General features: G+C 68.9%; 18 protein-coding genes. 4 read left to right on the top strand and 14 right to left on the bottom strand.

Features of this window, described 5'->3' with window-relative positions; translation table 11 throughout:
- Positions 1-105 precede the first annotated feature (105 nt).
- Positions 106-438 (bottom strand): hypothetical protein, encoded by a 333-nt coding sequence (locus C4B68_RS30860; protein ID WP_180289331.1) that lies wholly within the window; start codon positions 436-438, stop codon positions 106-108.
- A gap of 120 nt (positions 439-558) precedes the next feature.
- Positions 559-693, bottom strand: a complete 135-nt coding sequence (locus C4B68_RS44135; RefSeq protein ID WP_257217448.1) for a hypothetical protein — start codon at positions 691-693, stop codon at positions 559-561.
- A gap of 131 nt (positions 694-824) precedes the next feature.
- Between C4B68_RS44135 and dapA the strand changes: the two genes are divergently transcribed.
- Both dapA and C4B68_RS30850 read left to right on the top strand, forming a co-directional pair.
- The gene (gene dapA, locus C4B68_RS30855; protein WP_167459197.1) at positions 825-1,754 is read left to right on the top strand and encodes a 4-hydroxy-tetrahydrodipicolinate synthase; all 930 of its coding nucleotides are present in this window, start codon (positions 825-827) and stop codon (positions 1,752-1,754) included.
- Between the two features lie 355 nt (positions 1,755-2,109).
- Positions 2,110-2,619 (top strand): hypothetical protein, encoded by a 510-nt coding sequence (locus tag C4B68_RS30850; RefSeq protein WP_099504588.1) that lies wholly within the window; start codon positions 2,110-2,112, stop codon positions 2,617-2,619.
- Between the two features lie 56 nt (positions 2,620-2,675).
- Here C4B68_RS30850 and C4B68_RS30845 read toward each other — a convergent pair whose 3' ends face one another.
- Positions 2,676-3,899, bottom strand: coding sequence for an RNA-guided endonuclease InsQ/TnpB family protein (locus C4B68_RS30845; protein ID WP_104880072.1), 1,224 nt, complete (start codon positions 3,897-3,899; stop codon positions 2,676-2,678).
- An 825-nt stretch (positions 3,900-4,724) separates the two neighbouring features.
- On the opposite strand from C4B68_RS30845, the gene C4B68_RS30840 reads away from it, so the two are divergent.
- Positions 4,725-6,476 carry an ATP-binding SpoIIE family protein phosphatase gene (locus C4B68_RS30840; RefSeq protein WP_240634533.1) on the top strand — a complete coding sequence of 584 codons (1,752 nt, stop codon included), beginning with the start codon at positions 4,725-4,727 and terminating at the stop codon, positions 6,474-6,476.
- A gap of 376 nt (positions 6,477-6,852) precedes the next feature.
- Here C4B68_RS30840 and dapD read toward each other — a convergent pair whose 3' ends face one another.
- The 11 genes from dapD to C4B68_RS30785 all read right to left on the bottom strand — a co-directional run bounded on the left by dapD (position 6,853) and on the right by C4B68_RS30785 (position 15,576).
- Positions 6,853-7,842, bottom strand: coding sequence for a 2,3,4,5-tetrahydropyridine-2,6-dicarboxylate N-succinyltransferase (gene dapD, locus C4B68_RS30835; protein ID WP_099504986.1), 990 nt, complete (start codon positions 7,840-7,842; stop codon positions 6,853-6,855).
- 147 nt (positions 7,843-7,989) lie between these two features.
- Positions 7,990-8,532, bottom strand: a complete 543-nt coding sequence (locus C4B68_RS30830) for a TetR/AcrR family transcriptional regulator (protein ID WP_099504987.1) — start codon at positions 8,530-8,532, stop codon at positions 7,990-7,992.
- Complete coding sequence (locus C4B68_RS30825; protein ID WP_099504988.1) at positions 8,532-8,852, bottom strand: DMT family transporter; 321 nt, start codon at positions 8,850-8,852, stop codon at positions 8,532-8,534. The genes C4B68_RS30830 and C4B68_RS30825 overlap by 1 nt, the downstream gene beginning before the upstream one ends.
- Before the next feature lie 156 nt (positions 8,853-9,008).
- A complete protein-coding gene (locus tag C4B68_RS30820; RefSeq protein WP_028803403.1) occupies positions 9,009-9,347 on the bottom strand; it encodes a metal-sulfur cluster assembly factor in 339 nt (112 codons plus the stop codon).
- On the bottom strand, positions 9,344-9,808 hold the full coding sequence (gene sufU / locus C4B68_RS30815) for a Fe-S cluster assembly sulfur transfer protein SufU (RefSeq protein WP_099504989.1): 465 nt from the start codon (positions 9,806-9,808) through the stop codon (positions 9,344-9,346). Before sufU ends, C4B68_RS30820 begins: the two co-directional genes overlap by 4 nt.
- A gap of 19 nt (positions 9,809-9,827) precedes the next feature.
- A complete protein-coding gene (locus C4B68_RS30810) occupies positions 9,828-11,084 on the bottom strand; it encodes a cysteine desulfurase (protein WP_099504990.1) in 1,257 nt (418 codons plus the stop codon).
- Positions 11,081-11,845, bottom strand: a complete 765-nt coding sequence (sufC, locus tag C4B68_RS30805) for a Fe-S cluster assembly ATPase SufC (RefSeq protein WP_099504991.1) — start codon at positions 11,843-11,845, stop codon at positions 11,081-11,083. The genes C4B68_RS30810 and sufC overlap by 4 nt, the downstream gene beginning before the upstream one ends.
- A gap of 7 nt (positions 11,846-11,852) precedes the next feature.
- Positions 11,853-12,173 carry a non-heme iron oxygenase ferredoxin subunit gene (locus C4B68_RS30800; RefSeq protein WP_099504992.1) on the bottom strand — a complete coding sequence of 107 codons (321 nt, stop codon included), beginning with the start codon at positions 12,171-12,173 and terminating at the stop codon, positions 11,853-11,855.
- Positions 12,170-13,354 carry a Fe-S cluster assembly protein SufD gene (gene sufD, locus C4B68_RS30795; RefSeq protein ID WP_099504993.1) on the bottom strand — a complete coding sequence of 395 codons (1,185 nt, stop codon included), beginning with the start codon at positions 13,352-13,354 and terminating at the stop codon, positions 12,170-12,172. The genes C4B68_RS30800 and sufD overlap by 4 nt, the downstream gene beginning before the upstream one ends.
- Positions 13,355-13,414: 60 nt before the next feature.
- Positions 13,415-14,836: a Fe-S cluster assembly protein SufB gene (gene sufB, locus C4B68_RS30790; protein WP_099504994.1), complete on the bottom strand. Its 1,422-nt coding sequence runs from the start codon at positions 14,834-14,836 to the stop codon at positions 13,415-13,417.
- Complete coding sequence (locus C4B68_RS30785; protein ID WP_099504995.1) at positions 14,833-15,576, bottom strand: helix-turn-helix transcriptional regulator; 744 nt, start codon at positions 15,574-15,576, stop codon at positions 14,833-14,835. The genes sufB and C4B68_RS30785 overlap by 4 nt, the downstream gene beginning before the upstream one ends.
- Positions 15,577-15,737: 161 nt before the next feature.
- On the opposite strand from C4B68_RS30785, the gene C4B68_RS30780 reads away from it, so the two are divergent.
- Positions 15,738-16,574: an AAC(3) family N-acetyltransferase gene (locus C4B68_RS30780; protein ID WP_099504996.1), complete on the top strand. Its 837-nt coding sequence runs from the start codon at positions 15,738-15,740 to the stop codon at positions 16,572-16,574.
- Positions 16,575-16,582 lie beyond the last annotated feature (8 nt).

The following is a 16,582-nucleotide window of genomic DNA, read 5'->3' as shown; positions in this document are numbered from 1 at the left end:
TCGGGGCACAAGCCCGAGCGCATACGCGTACCGGCCGGTCGCGAACCCCTCACACCCGGGTACGTCCGCACGTTCTCCCACCGCGCGGTCGCCCCTCCGAGACCGTCACCCGCCGCCGCGAGGACCTTGTCGTACGCCTCCGCGCTCTCCCACTCGGCGTAGTTGAGGACCTTCGTTCCGTCGTCGCTCAGGTGGAAGTGGGGCGGAGATGAGCCCGGGCCGATCGGCCGGGCCGCCGGCGAGGGTGTCCAGGACCAGGTCGGCCCAGTCGCGCCGGCGCTCGGCGGCCGCCGACTCGAAGCCGATCTCGACGACCACGATCAGGCCGGGGGTCCGTGAGTCGTCGGCGGCCCGCTCGCGGCTCCGATACCGCGCGTACCGGCCGAGCCCCATCCGCTCGATTCCGGGCACGGCCTCGTCGATCTCGTCGACCCGCACCTGGCGCTGCGCGGCGACGAAGTCCTCGTACGGCCCGGGTGCCGTCCTGGGACAGCGCCCGGTGGGCGATCTTGTATCCGGTCGGCGGCTCCGTCGGTCGTTCCTCGGGGAGCCGCAGCCTCATCGGCCGACCGGCACCTCTTCGGGCGCGGACGCCTCCAACTCTTCGATTTCCACAGCGAGTTGACGTTCGCCCTCCGGTGCCTGGGCCTGCTCTTCCGCGACTCCGGTGGCGAGTGCCTTGCCGAGCCTCATGACGCCTCCCGCGATCTGCCGACGACTGCCGTCCTCGCCATGGTGAGAGTCCGCACTCCGTAGCATTCGTTGCCGGTATCTCGTAGAAGAATTAAGTGGAGCTTCACGGTGGCGGCGCCGACACTACTCCCATGACCACCACGACTCCCCGGACCACCACGACCTCGGCGGACGACGCTCCTCCCTTCGGCCGCGCCCTCTGCGCGATGATCACGCCCTTCACCGAGGCGGGCGCGCTCGACCTCGACGGTGCGCAGCGGCTCGCCGACCGGCTGATCTCCGGAGGGTGTGACGGGCTGGTCCTGTCCGGCACCACGGGCGAGTCGCCGACCACGACGGACGCGGAGAAGGCCGCGCTGGTGCGGGCGGTGCGCGAGGCGGTCGGCGACCGGGCGTCCATCGTGGCGGGGGTCGGCACGGCCGACACCCGGCACACCGTGGAACTGGCCCTGGCGGCCGAGAAGGCGGGCGCGGACGGGCTGTTGGTGGTCACGCCGTACTACAGCAGGCCGCCGCAGGACGCGGTCGAGGCACACTTCCGGGAGATCGCGGACGCGTCCGGGCTGCCCCTCGCGCTGTACGACATCCCTGGCCGTACCGGCACGCGCATCGAGCCGGACACGATGATCCGGCTCGCCGAGCACCCGAGAATCGTGGCGGTCAAGGACTGCGCGTACGACCTCCTGGGCACCCAGAAGGTGCTGGCCCGCACGGAGTTGGCGTACTACGCGGGCTGCGACGAGTACGTCCTCGCGCTGTACGCGATCGGTGCGAGCGGGTATGTCAGCACGGTCGCGAATGTGGCGCCCCGTCAGTTCCGCGCCATCCTCGATGCGTTCGACGCGGGGGACACGGCCGAGGCGAGCCGCCGCCAGCAACGGGCCGTCCCCCTCATCGAGTTGATGATGGCGTCCGGTCTGCCCGGCACGGTCACCGCGAAGGCGGTGCTGGGTGCGCTGAGGCTGCCCGCGGGCCCCGTGCGCTCGCCGCTGCGGCCCGCCGACCGGGGGGTGGTCGACGGGCTGATGGCGGCGTACGAGGAGCTGGTCAGTGTGTCCTGAACAGGGGTTCCCAGGCTGTTCGGGGCTGCCCGGCCGGGCGCCGCCGGTTCGGGGGCGAGTGTCCGCAGCCGGACGGGCGAGCGGTGCGTCGTGCGGCCGCGTCGACCGTACGATCCCGGTGGAGCAGCTTTCCCGGGATCCGATCCGGGCCGCATCGGCCGCCCGAGGCCGACCCGGGCCGCCTCGGCCTCGGGCGGGTCCTCGACGGAGCGCGGTGCGCGTTCCCCCCTGGCGGCGCGGGTGGCCGCCCCTGTCCCCCTGGGTGACCCGCGTGCCCGGCAGCCGCCATGCCCCGGCCCTCCGGCCCGGAAACAATTCCCGGCCGCCCCCGCCCGGCCTCGCTTACCGTGGCCTGGTGAGCCGACCGCTGCTTTTTCTCGACGTCGACGGCCCCCTCAACCCGTGGGCCGCCCAGGCGGAGCGCCGCCCGGAGGGCTATACGACGATCCGGGTGGCCCTGATGCCCGGCAGGCCCCTGCGTGTCTGGCTCCACCCCCACCACGGCCGGGCCCTCCTCGAGCTGGACTACGACCTGTGCTGGGCCAGCACCTGGATGGACGCCGCGAACGTCTATATCGCCCCCGTCATCGGCCTCCCCGAGCTCCCGTACGTCGACTTCGCGGGCGCCCTGTTCGCCGACCGGCCCGACGGGGTGCACTGGAAGACGGAGCGGATCGTGGCGTACGCGCGGGGCCGTCCCTTCGCCTGGGTGGACGACGAGCTGAGCCGGCCCGACTACGCGTACGTGGCCACCCACCATCCCGCGCCCGCCCTGCTCCATTTCGTCAGCCCCCGACTGGGCCTGCGCAAGGACGACTTCACACGGCTCGCGGATTTCGCCGCCGCTCTGACTGCGGACCGTTGACTTGCTCCTCGGGCTGAAGCCCGAGGATTCTGGCCTTCTCGTCCGTTGCTGTGCCGCTACGCGGCACAGGGTTCGGGCGGGAATCCGTGGCTTCCTGTTTCTTCGCGCTGTGCCGGGACGAGTCCTGGTCTTACCGGCGCTCCGCAGGCTGTCACCGCCCGTCCGGCGGCCGTTTTGACGTTCTTCGCGGCATTGTGGTCCCGGTCGTGGACGGTGCCGCAGGCGGTGCAGGTCCATTCCCGGACGTTCAGGGGCTTGGGGCCGTCTTTGATACCGCAGGCCGAGCAGGTCTGGGAGGTCGGCTCGAACCGGCCGATCTTGACCAGGGTCCGCCCGTACCGGGCCGCCTTGTACTCCAGCATGTTCACGAACGCCGACCATCCGGCGTCATGGACACTCCTGGCCAGCCTGGTGCGCGCGAGTCCTTGGACCGCCAGGTCCTCCACGCCGATCGCTTGGTTGTCGCGGATCAGCTGAGTGGAGAGCTGGTGGTGAAACTCGCGGCGGGCATCGGCCACCTTCGCGTGGGCGCGGGCGACCTTCAGACGGGCCTTGGCCCGGTTCTTCGATCCCTTCTGCTTGCGGGACAGCTCCCGCTGGGCCTTCTTCAGTTTCTTCTCCGCCCGGCGCAGAAACCGAGGAGAGTCGATCTTCGTCCCGTCGGAGAGGACGGCGAAGTGGGTCAGGCCCAGGTCGATGCCGACCGTCTGGTCGGTGCCGGGCATCCGGGCGGCGTCCGCGCCCGGGTCGGTGTCAACGACGAACGAGGCGAAATACCGTCCGGCCGCGTCCTTGACCACGGTGACCGAGGAGGGCCGCGCGGGCAAGGTCCTCGACCACTTCACCTTCACCGCGCCGATCTTCGGGAGGTTCAGCCTCCCGGAACCAGTGATCGACCAGCGGGCATTGGCCGTGAACCGGATCGACTGACGGCTGTCCTTGCGGGACTTGAAGCGGGGCGCACCGGTCTTCGCGCCCTTACGCTCGCCCTTGAGGGAGGCGAAGAAGTTCTTGTAGGCGGTCTCCACGTCACGCAGGGACTGCTGGAGCACCACCGAGGAGACCTCGCCCAGCCAGGCCCGTGAAGCGGTCTGCTTCGCGGCGGTGATCAGCTTCTTGGACAACTCGCCGGCCGTCGGGAATGGCTCGCCCGCCCCGCGGGCGTCCTCGCGAGCACGCACGGCATCGTTGTACACGACGCGGGCGCACCCGAACGCCCTGGCCAGCGCGAGGCGTTGGCCAGGTTCCGGGTACAGCCTGAAGGCGTACCGAAGCTGCATGCGGTGATCGTACGAACGAGCGCCGCCCGCCACCAGAGGGAACGTATGAACGGTCGGTACTCCCTTGAAACCAGGGAAGACAGAGCGGGCCGAACGGGGGAGGCGTTGCCCGGCCTCTCCGGATCGAACCCCCGTGACGCTCCGCGCCGACCGTGGTGGCGCCTGCGCTCTCATGCTCCGCAGGACAGCATCCGTGACGCTCCGCGCCACAGTCACAGATTCGCTTCACCACCGGCCTGAAGGCCGATGCACTGCGAATGAATACCAGTAGCGAGAGGAGTTCACGCTCACCGGAAAAGCCCGCCACCGTATGTCCGTGGAAGCTGTGCACCCTCGCGGTCGGCAACCCGCTTATCGGGCATGGCACCAGCTCCTGCCGGGTCCACGCCGACACACGGATCACCTCTCCCTCGTCCAGCACATCCTCAAGGACCAGCGCCGACAGCCCTGAAAACACCGTATTCAAGAGGGAGTTGACGTCTCTCATGCGATACCAACGACACCGGTCACGCATCGTCACCACCGATTACGTGACAGAGCCAAATTCAGGACAGTCCCTTCCCGGGCTGCCGCATGCATGCCGTCCACTTGCTGCGCCCGCCTCGCAGCCCATCAGTGGGCTTTCATGACCGAACTGGTATTAGCCACGGCTGCGACGTTGTCACAGGGCAGAGCGCTATCCGGTCAATTGTCCGGTTATTGGCAAATTTATTCCTATGCCCCATGTCGCCCCTTCCCAAGCCATCCGAGGATGACAGCTCGATGACTAAGACCACGATCAGCACCAATTGCGTAACACCTGGTAGGCAGATAAACGCGTCTGACATGTCCGACACGGCGTTCGCGCTGCTCGACGAGCAGGGGCGCCTGGGCAGCACCCTGGATGTGATGCAGACCGGTCAGGAACTGGCCGAACTCGCCGTGCCCCAGTTCGCCGACTACGTCGCCGTGGACCTGGAGCAGTCGGTTCCGTTCGGCGAGGGGCCCCCGGTCCGCATCGGCTCGATCGGCGAGCGCTTCCCCGTTCTCAGGCGTGCCGGCGTGGCCTCGGTCCGCCGAGGGGTGCCGGAAGCCGCGTGGGTGCGCGGTGAGCCCGTTTACGTACCGCCCGCCTCGCCCTTCACCGACGTCCTGCGCACTGGCAGGTCACACATCGAGCCGGTCCTCAAGACTGTTCCGGGCTCATGGATCGACCGGGACCCGGTGCGGACGCAGAAGATCCATGAGAACGGCATGCACTCCGCGATGGTCGTACCCATCTGCGCGCGGCGCGTCCTGCTGGGTATGGCGCTGTTCATCCGCACCGAGAATCCGGCGCCGTTCCAGGAGGACGATCTGCTCCTGGCCGAAGAGTTCGTCAGGCGCGCCGCGGTGTCGTTGGACAATGCTCGCCAGTACTGCCGCGAGCAGAGCGCGGCACTCGCGCTCCAACGCAATCTGCTCCCGCACCGTCTGCGTGGCGGTGCGGCGGTCGAGGCGGCCTCGCGCTACCGGCCCGCCGACATCGACAGGGGCGTCGGGGGCGACTGGTTCGATGTGATCCCGCTGTCTGGCGCCCGGGTGGCCCTCGTGGTCGGCGATGTGGTCGGACACGGCATCAACGCTGCCGCGACGATGGGCAGGTTCCGCACCGCGGTCCACACGCTTGCCGGCATGGAGCTGCCCTCCGACGAACTGCTGGCGCACCTCGATGACACGGTCCAGCGACTGGCTGAAGGAGACAGCGACGCTCCGGACCAATGCGCCGGGGTGGTGGGCGCCACCTGTCTGTATGCCGTCTACGACCCGCTCACCCGCCGGTGCACGGTGGCCGCGGCCGGGCACCCGCCGCCCGCGATCGTCGACCCGCAGGGCCGGGTGATGTTCCCCGATCTTCCCACCGGCGCCCCGCTCGGCTTCGGGTTGGCAGTCCCCTTCGAGGCCATGGAGCTGGAACTGCCCGAGGGCACTCTCCTCGCCTTCTACACCGACGGCATGATCGAGACCCGCGGCCAGGACATCGAGGAGGGCATGCACCGCCTGGGCACCGCCCTCGCACAACCGGGTCGATCCCTGGAGGAGCTCTGCACCCGCGCGATGGCGTCCGTCGAGGATCAGGAGGCGTTCGACGACGCCAGTCTGCTCCTGGTCCGCACCCGCTCGATCAGCCCTGCCCAGGTCGCCTCCTGGACGCTGCCCAATGACCAGACAGCTGTCCGCCACGCCCGGAACCTGGCCGCCGGTCAGCTGGCCGAATGGGGCCTGGAAGGACTCGTGGACGACATGAAGCTGATCGTCAGCGAACTGGTCACCAACGCCGTCCGCCACAGCGCCGGCCCGATTCGCCTGCGTCTGATCCAACACCATGTCCTGACCCTCGAAGTGGCCGATGACGACGTCAACTCCCCGCGTATGCGTAGCGCGCGCACCGTCGACGAGCACGGCCGCGGCCTCGCCCTGGTCGCCCAGCTGTCCCGCAGATGGGGCACCCGCCCGGCGCAGGACGGCAAGGTCGTCTGGGCCGAAGCAGACCTTGCCCACGCATCCGGCCCCCAATCGTCCGTGCTGCCCGTTGACGCGCCAACGTCAAGCACGTGAGGTGGCCGATCCCGGCACCGCTGGACACTGGGGTGGCCGTCTCATCGCGGCAGACCGTGTCAATCTTTGAGCCCGCATGCCAGATTCGTGCCCGATCCAGAGGTCAGCCGCGGTCAATCGAGGGCGACCACGGGGCCCGCACGCTCGCAACGGCAGTCCCGGCGTCCTGACGGGACGAGGTGGGCAGATGCATCAGAGATCACCGCCAGGCTTACAGGGCGGCGCACAGCAATCCTCAACGCGCGAGCGCCCTTGTGGGCCGTCCTCGGGCCGTGGAAGGGCGCTCAACGTTGACCAACGTCGACAACTACTGGCAGCTCAGAGGCAGGTCGCCGCGTTGACCGATAGGGCGGCCGCATGTCACGGCCGCCGACCGTCAGTTGTGGCTGTGCAGGATCTCGTTCAGCCCGCCCCACACCGCGTTGTTCGGCCGGGCCTCGACCGTGCCGGTGACCGAGTTGCGGCGGAAGAGGATGTTCGAGGCGCCGGACAGCTCGCGGGCCTTGACGATCTGGCCGTCGGGCATCGTCACGCGCGTACCGGCGGTGACGTACAGACCGGCCTCGACCACGCACTCGTCGCCGAGCGCGATGCCGACGCCCGCCTCGGCGCCGATGAGGCAGCGCTCGCCGATGGTGATGCGGACGTTGCCGCCGCCGGAGAGGGTGCCCATGGTGGAGGCGCCGCCGCCGATGTCGGAACCGTCACCGATCACCACGCCGGCGGAGATACGGCCCTCGACCATCGAGGTGCCGAGGGTGCCCGCGTTGAAGTTCACGAAGCCCTCGTGCATGACGGTCGTGCCCTCGGCGAGGTGCGCGCCGAGGCGGACCCGGTCGGCGTCGGCGATACGGACGCCCTTGGGCGCGACGTAGTCCGTCATGCGCGGGAACTTGTCGATGGAGGTGACCTGGAGGTGCAGGCCCTCCGCGCGGGCGTTCAGCCGCACCTTCTCGACGTCGTCGACCGCGACCGGGCCGAGCGAGGTCCAGGCGACGTTGGCGAGGTGGCCGAAGATGCCGTCCAGGCTCTGGCCGTGCGGCTTGACCAGGCGGTGCGAGAGCAGGTGCAGCCGCAGGTAGGTGTCGTGCGCGTCGAGCGGCTTGTCGTCGAGCGAGGCGATGACCGTACGGACCGCGACCACTTCGACGCCACGACGTGCGTCCGGGCCGATGGCCTTCGCCGCGCCCTCACCGAGCAGCTCCACGGCCCGCTCGGCGGACAGCCGCTCGGTACCGGCCGGACCGGGCTCGGCGGACAGCTCAGGAGCGGGGAACCAGGTGTCGAGAACGGTGCCGTCGGCGGTGAGGGTGGCAAGCCCGGCGGCGACGGCGCCGGTGGTACGAGGAGAAGTCGTGTCGGTCATGAGTGAAACCTAACTTGACGGGGGCCGCCCGGGCGAACCGGTGTGGGGGCGTCTCATTTACCGGGCGCCACACGGGCAAGGGGCGCCCGTCCGGGAGCCCCCAGAACCGCCGGCGCGGGCGGGAGCCACCGCCGCCCAGTCCCGGCCTCACCCCCCGTCCAGCACCCGCCTGAGCACCTCCCGTGCGTACCCCTCGTCGTACGCGACCTCGGTCAGCAGCACCTGCAGGCAGATCCCGTCCATCACCGCGAGCAGCGCCCGTGCCGTGACCGGGTCGGTGCGGCGGGACAGCAGCGCGGCGATGTCCTCGGTCCATTCCGCGGCGACGGGGCGCAGGGCGGGGCGGCGGAGGGCGGCAAGGTAGAGCTCGTACTCCAGCTCGACGCCGGTGCGGTCGCCGGCGAGCAGCTCGCCCATCAGCGCGGCGAGGTCGTTCGCGAGGTCGACCTGGGGGTCCTCCAGCATGCCGCGCGTGGCGAGCACCTTGGCGAAGCCCTCGTTGGCCTGCCGCAGCGCGGCGACCATGAGTTCGTCGAGGGTCTTGAAGTGGTACGTGGTGGAGCCGAGCGGCACATCGGCCTCGGCGGCGACGGAGCGATGGCTCAGCCCGGCGAGCCCCTTGGCGCCCACGACGCGGATCGCCGCGTCGATGATCCGCTGCCGCCGCTCGGGGTCGTACCGGCGGGCCATCAGTGCGCACCGCCCAGATTCAGCAGCACCACACCGCCGATGATCAGTGCGATCCCGGCGAGCTTGGCGGCGCCGAGCCCCTCGCCGAGGAAGAGCATGCCGATCGCGGCGATCACGGCGGTGCCGACCCCGGCCCATATCGCGTACGCCGTCCCGATCTCGACGGTCTTCAGGGTCTGCGCGAGCAGCACGAAGGCGATGACGTATCCGAGGAGGGTCACCAGCGACGGCCACAGCCTGCTGAAGCCCTCGCTGTACTTCATCGCGGTTGTCGCGCCCACCTCTGCGGCGATGGCTCCGGCAAGCAGAACGTATCCCATGCGTACGAGTGTACATATCGATGCGTACACCCGTACACAAACCTCTCCTCCCCGGGGCTCGCCACAGACACCACCGCACAGGGCCGTCACCGGGAAAAGCCGTGGCCCCCGGCACACTGCCGGGGGCCACAGCCATGACGTACGGGGATACGGGACTCAGACGTTGAACCCGAGCGCCCGAAGCTGCTCTCGGCCGTCATCCGTGATCTTGTCCGGGCCCCACGGCGGCATCCAGACCCAGTTGATGCGCAGCTCGTTCACGAGCCCGTCCGTGGCGGACTTGGCCTGGTCCTCGATGACGTCGGTGAGCGGACAGGCCGCGGACGTCAGGGTCATGTCGATCGTCGCGATGTTCGCGTCGTCGATGTGAATGCCGTAGATCAGGCCGAGGTTGACGACGTCGATGCCCAGCTCGGGGTCGACGACGTCGTACAGCGCCTCGCGCAGTTCCTCCTCGGAGGCCGGCTTCGTCGTCAGGGTCTCGTTCTCGCTCATGCCGTCTTCCTCTCGGCGCCATCGCCCAGAGCCTGGGCCGTCGCGTCCTTCCACGCCATCCAGCTGAGGAGGGCGCACTTGACCCGGGCCGGGTACTTGGAGACACCGGCGAACGCGACCGCGTCCTCCAGCACCTCCTCCATCGCGTCGTCGGGTTCGACCCGGCCCTTGGACTGCATCAGCTCCAGGAAGGTCTCCTGGATCTTCTGCGCCTGGGACACGTCCTTGCCGACCAGGAGCTCGTTGAGTACGGAGGCCGAGGCCTGGCTGATGGAGCAGCCCTGGCCCTCGTACGAGATGTCGTCGATCCGTTCGCCGTCGTACTTCACGCGCAGCGTGATCTCGTCGCCGCACGTCGGGTTGACGTGGTGCACCTCGGCGTCGCCATCCCGCAAGCCCCGCCCGTGCGGGTGCTTGTAGTGGTCCAGGATGACTTCCTGGTACATCGAATCAAGCTTCATGCGATCGCTAGCCCATCCCTCAGCCGAAGAAGTTCCGTACGTGCTCCAGGCCGTCGACCAGCGCGTCGATCTCGGCCGGGGTGGAGTACAGGTAGAACGACGCCCGCGTGGTCGCAGGAATTCCGTAGCGCAGGCAGACCGGGCGGGCGCAGTGGTGGCCGACCCGGACCGCGATGCCCTGCTCGTCGAGGACCTGGCCCACGTCGTGCGGGTGGATGTCACCCAGCGTGAACGAGATCGCGGCGCCGCGGTCCTCGGCCGTGGTGGGGCCGATGATCCTGAGGTCGGGGACCTCCGCGAGCCGCTTCACCGCATACTCGGTGAGCGCGTGCTCGTGGGCCTGGATCTTGTCCATGCCGATCGAGTTCAGGTAGTCGATCGCCGCGCCGAGGCCGACCGCCTGGGCGATCGGGGGCGTACCCGCCTCGAACTTGTGGGGCGCCGGGGCGTACGTCGACGAGTGCATCGACACGGTCTCGATCATCTCGCCGCCGCCGAGGAACGGCGGCAGGTCCTCGAGCAGTTCCTGGCGGCCCCAGAGGACGCCGATGCCCGTCGGGCCGCACATCTTGTGGCCGGTGAAGGCCACGAAGTCGGCCTGCAGGGCCTGGACGTCGAGGGGCATGTGAGGTGCCGCCTGCGAGGCGTCGATCAGGACCAGGGCGCCGACCTCCTGGGCGCGGCGCACTATCGCCTCGACCGGGTTGACCGTGCCCAGGATGTTGGAGACCAGCACGAAGGAGACGATCTTCGTCTTCTCGGTGATGATCTCGTTGATGTTGGACAGGTCGAGGCGGCCGTCGTCGGTGAGGCCGAACCACTTCAGCTTCGCGCCCGTGCGCTGCGACAGCAGCTGCCACGGCACGATGTTGGAGTGGTGCTCCATCTCCGTGATGACGATCTCGGTCTCGTGGTCCACGCGATAGGGCTCGTCGGCCCAGCCCAGCATGTTGGCCACGAGGTTCAGCGACTCGGAGGCGTTCTTGGTGAAGATCACCTCGTCGCGGCTGGGCGCGTTGATGAACTCGGCGACCTTGTCGCGCGCGCCCTCGTACAGCGCCGTGGCCTCCTCGGCGAGCACATGCACACCGCGGTGGACGTTGGCGTTGTAGCGCTCGTAGTACTCACTGAGTGCGTCCAGCACCTGGCGCGGCTTCTGCGAGGTCGCCGCGTTGTCCAGGTATACGAGCTTCTTGCCGTCGTGGACCAGTCGGTCCAGGACGGGGAAGTCCTTGCGGATCGCCTCGGTGTCGAGGAGGCCCGGCAGCTGTGTCACGCGGATACGCCACCCTTCGTGTAAGCCTCGTAGCCCTCGTTCTCCAGCTTGTCGGCGAGCTCGGCGCCGCCGGACTCCACGATCCGCCCGGCGGAGAAGACGTGGACGAAGTCAGGCTTGATGTAGCGCAGGATGCGCGTGTAGTGGGTGATCAGCATGGTGCCGACCTCGCCGGTCTCGCGGACGCGGTTGACGCCCTCGGAGACGATGCGCAGGGCGTCGACGTCCAGGCCGGAGTCGGTCTCGTCGAGGATCGCGATCTTCGGCTTGAGCAGCTCGAGCTGAAGGATCTCGTGGCGCTTCTTCTCACCGCCGGAGAAGCCCTCGTTGACGTTGCGCTCGGCGAAGGAGGGGTCGATCTGGAGACGCTCCATGGTCTCCTTGACCTCCTTCACCCAGGTGCGCAGCTTGGGCGCCTCGCCGCGGATGGCGGTGGCGGAGGTGCGCAGGAAGTTGGAGACGGAGACGCCGGGGACCTCGACCGGGTACTGCATCGCCAGGAACAGGCCCGCGCGGGCACGCTCGTCGACGGACATCTCCAGGACGTCCTCGCCGTCGAGGGTGACGGTGCCGCCGGTGATCGTGTACTTGGGGTGGCCCGCGAGCGAGTAGGCGAGGGTCGACTTGCCGGAGCCGTTGGGGCCCATGATGGCGTGCGTCTCGCCCTGCTTCACGGTCAGGTCGACGCCCTTGAGGATCTCCTTCGTGGCGTTGTCGGCCTCGACGGTGACGTGCAGGTCGTGGATTTCAAGCGTTGCCATGGGTTCCTCAGGACTCCTGGGTGAGGGAGACGAGCACGTCGTCCCCTTCGATCTTTACGGGGTATACGGGGACCGGTCGCGTCGCGGGAAGGCCGGACGGCTTGCCGGTGCGGAGGTCGAACGCGGAGCCGTGCAGCCAGCACTCGATCTGACAGTCCTCCACCTCGCCCTCGGAAAGCGAGACGTTCGCGTGCGAGCAGATGTCGTTGATCGCGAACACCTCCCCCTCGGTCTTCACGAGCGAGACCGGCGTGCCGTCGAGTTCCACCCGCTTCGGGGTGTCCTCCTCCAGCTCGCTCAGCCCACAGGCGCGTACGAAGGTGGTCATGCGACCGACGCCTCCAGCTCCTCTTCGATCTTGGCGATGAGGCGCTCCTCGATGTCCTTGACGCCGATCTGCTGGACCAGTCCGGCGAAGAAGCCGCGGACGACGAGACGGCGGGCCTCGTGCTCCGGGATACCGCGGGCCATCAGGTAGAAGAGCTGCTCGTCGTCGAAGCGGCCGGTCGCGGAGGCATGTCCGGCGCCGACGATCTCGCCGGTCTCGATCTCCAGGTTCGGCACGGAGTCGACCCGGGCGCCGTCGGTCAGAACCAGGTTGCGGTTCATCTCGTAGGTGTCCGTGCCCTCGGCCCTGGCCTCGATGAGGACGTCACCGATCCACACCGCGTGGGCGTCCTGGCCCTGGAGCGCGCCCTTGTAGGCGACGTTCGACTTGCAGTGCGGGGTGTTGTGGTCGACCAGGAGGCGGTGCTCCTGGTGCTGGCCCGCGTCGGTGAAGTACAGGCCGAAGAGCTCGACCTCGCCACCGGTGCCCGCGTACGAGACGCGCGGGTGGAGGCGTACGACGTCGCCGCCGAAGGTGACCACGAAGGACTTGAAGGTGGCATCGCGGCCGATCAGCGCGTTGTGCTGGCCCACGTGCACGGCCTTGTCGTCCCAGTCCTGGACGGAGACGACGGTGAGCTTGGCGCCGTCGCCCAGGATGTAGTCGACGTTGGCGGCGAGCACGGCGTCACCGGTGTGGTCGATGACGACGACGGCCTCGGCGAAGGCTCCGAGCTCGACGACCTGGTGGCCGTAGGCGACCCCGCCATCGCCGTGCACGGCGATGCGGATCGGCTCGGTGAGCACCGTTTCCTTGGGGACGGTGACGACACCGGCCTTCTCGAACGCCGAGTACGCCTGGGCGGCGATGCGGTCCACCGGGGTGCCGGCCCTGCCGAGCCGGGCGTCGTCGCGGCCGACGGTCTCGACGATGACGCCCTCGGGCGCCTCGATGTCGACCTTCACGCCGTCGCCGGTGGCGACGGCGGTGCCGTCGTGCAGCCCGCGCAGGCGCTCCAGCGGGGTGAACCGCCACTCCTCCTCGCGGCCGTGGGGGACCGGGAAGTCCGCCACGTCGAAGGACGGGGGCGCGCTCATGCGCGTGGCGACGGTCGACTCGGCGGCCACCGCGATCTGGCCGGCGGTGGTGGAACCCACCGGGATGTTCTGAGCCTCAGCCATGGCTGTCGGTCTGCTCTCTTCCTACGTCAGATTTCGCTAGCTGGTTCCGGAGGGCGGGTCTCAGCCGACCGCGCCTTCCATCTGCAGCTCGATCAGCCGGTTGAGCTCAAGGGCGTACTCCATGGGCAGCTCCTTGGCGATCGGCTCGACGAAGCCGCGCACGATCATCGCCATCGCCTCGAACTCGGTCAGACCGCGGCTCATCAGGTAGAAGAGCTGGTCCTCGGAGACCTTGGAGACGGTCGCCTCGTGGCCCATGGACACGTCGTCCTCGCGGACGTCGACGTACGGGTACGTGTCGGAGCGGGAGATGGTGTCGACGAGCAGCGCGTCGCACAGCACGTTCGACTTCGAGCCGTGGGCACCCTCGCCGATCTCGACCAGACCGCGGTACGAGGTACGGCCGCCACCGCGGGCGACGGACTTCGACACGATGTTGGACGAGGTGTTCGGCGCCATGTGGACCATCTTGGAGCCGGCGTCCTGGTGCTGCCCCTCGCCCGCGAAGGCGATGGAGAGGGTCTCACCCTTGGCGTGCTCGCCCATCAGGTAGACGGCCGGGTACTTCATGGTGACCTTGGAGCCGATGTTGCCGTCGATCCACTCCATGGTCGCGCCCTCGTACGCCACGGCGCGCTTGGTGACCAGGTTGTAGACGTTGTTCGACCAGTTCTGGATGGTCGTGTAGCGGCAGCGGGCGCCCTTCTTCACGATGATCTCGACCACCGCGGAGTGCAGGGAGTCCGACTTGTAGATCGGGGCCGTACAACCCTCGACGTAGTGGACATAGGCGTCCTCGTCGACGATGATCAGCGTCCGCTCGAACTGGCCCATGTTCTCCGTGTTGATGCGGAAGTAGGCCTGGAGCGGGATCTCGACGTGCACGCCCTTCGGCACGTAGATGAAGGAGCCGCCGGACCACACGGCCGTGTTCAGCGACGCGAACTTGTTGTCACCGACCGGGATGACGGTGCCGAAGTACTCCTTGAAGAGCTCCGGGTGCTCCTTCAGGGCCGTGTCGGTGTCGAGGAAGATGACGCCCTGCTCCTCCAGGTCCTCGCGGATCTGGTGGTAGACGACCTCCGACTCGTACTGGGCCGCGACACCGGCCACGAGGCGCTGCTTCTCCGCCTCGGGGATGCCGAGCTTGTCGTACGTGTTCTTGATGTCCTCGGGCAGGTCCTCCCAGGACTCCGCCTGCTTCTCCGTGGAGCGTACGAAGTACTTGATGTTGTCGAAGTCGATGCCCGACAGGTCCGAGCCCCAGTTCGGCATGGGCTTCTTCTCGAACAGGCGCAGGCCCTTGAGACGGAGCTTGGTCATCCACTCCGGCTCGTTCTTCTTGGCGGAGATGTCGCGGACGACGTTCTCGCTCAGACCGCGCTTGGCAGAGGCACCGGCTTCGTCGGAGTCGGCCCAGCCGTATTCGTACTTGCCCAGGCCCTCGAGTTCGGGGTGAGCAGTCTCCATGGGGAGAGTCATGCGGGGTTCCTCCCGGCCGTGCTTGCAGATGCGTTGTCAGTGGTCTTGGAAATCTTGGGGATGAACGTGGTGCACACCCCGTCGCCGTGGGCGATGGTGGCCAGCCGCTGGACGTGTGTGCCGAGCAGCTGGGAGAAGACCTCGGTCTCCGCCTCGCACAGCTGCGGGAACTGCTCGGCGACGTGGGCGACCGGGCAGTGGTGCTGGCAGAGCTGCTCGCCGACCGGAGCGCTGCGCGCCGTCGCGGCGTACCCGTCGACGCTCAGGGCCTTGGCCAGAGCTTCGGTGCGCTGGTCGGGGGCGGCGGCCTCGATGGCCTGGCGGTAGGCGCCCGCCTGCGCCGCGATCCGGGCGCGGGCGAAGGAGAGGATCGCTTCGTCCCCGCCCTCGTGTGCCGCGATCCAGCGGAGCGCGTCGGCGGCGAGCTTGTCGTAGGACTGGTCGAAGGCGTCCCGGCCGCAGTCGGTCAGGGCGAACACCTTGGCGGGCCGGCCGCGCGTCCGCGCTCCGTAGACCCGCTGCTCACGCGCTGCCACGACGTCGTCGGCGACGAGCGCGTCGAGATGACGGCGTACGGCGGCCTGGGTCAGGCCCAGACGTCCCGCGAGGTCCGCGACGGTCGACGGGCCGTGATCCAGGATGGAGCGCGCGACCCGGTTGCGGGTGGACCGCTCCCCGGTCGCGAGTTCCTCCTGGGGGGCCCCCGTGGGGGTCACCCGAGCCTCGCCAACGTTTTTCACAACGCCATTGTTGCGTAATTCCTCAGAGCCTGACAAGCGGCGCCCTGAGCGGTGGACGGTGCCGTGCATCACTTAGGTAAACCTAAGGTGACCTGCGGAAACGATCTTTGGCCGCTCAATTCGGTGGCACCCCGTCGGGCCCTCCGGGAGACTGCCGAACCATGTCGACACCCCCTCCGACCGGCCCACTCGTCACTCGGGACACCGTCGCCGCACAGCTTCTCGCAATGGGAGTCCAGCCCGGCGAAACGCTTCTCGTGCACTCCTCCCTCAGCGCCCTCGGCTGGGTCAACGGCGGCCCGGTCGCCGTCGTCCAAGGACTGCTCGACGCGCTCGGCCCCGACGGCACTCTGGTGGTCCCGACCCAATCCGGCGACCTCTCCGATCCGGCCCTGTGGGGCAGCCCGCCGGTTCCCGAGGAGTGGTGGGCGGCCATCCGGGCGACGATGCCCGCGTACGACCCGCTCATCACGCCCTCCCGCGGGGTCGGCGTGATCCCGGAGACCGTACGCAACTGGCCGGGCGCCCTGCGCAGCGCGCACCCGCAGACCTCGTTCGCGGCGCTCGGCCCGCGCGCGGCGGCGATCGTCGAGGGCCACGCGCCCGACTGCCGCCTCGGCGAGTACAGCCCGCTGGCCCGTCTGGAGGCCGCAGGCGCCCGGATCCTGCTGCTCGGCGCGGGCTACGACGCGTGCACGAGCTTCCACCTGGCCGAGTACCGCATACCGTCGCCCGTCGTGGAGGTGGGGCGCCCGTCCCCCACGGGCTGGGAAGTGGTGCGTGATGTGTCCATCACCTCCGAGCGCTTCGACGAGCTGGGCTCCGACTTCGAACGGGACCGCCCCGTCGTGCGGGGGCAGGTGGGCGCGGCCGACGCACGGCTGTTCCCGGTGGCCGACGCGGTGGCGTACGCGGAACGCTGGCTGGCGCTGCACCGGCCACGGGACCTCTACGTGGATGCCGCCCCCGGCGGCTCCGCGCCGCGACGACGTCCTTAGACTTGCGC

Origin of the sequence: Streptomyces dengpaensis (assembly GCF_002946835.1) — a bacterium.
Classification (GTDB): Bacteria; Actinomycetota; Actinomycetes; order Streptomycetales; family Streptomycetaceae; genus Streptomyces; species Streptomyces dengpaensis.
The sequence above is the reverse complement of the archived record's forward strand: the minus strand, read 5'-3'. Positions and strand labels throughout refer to the sequence as shown.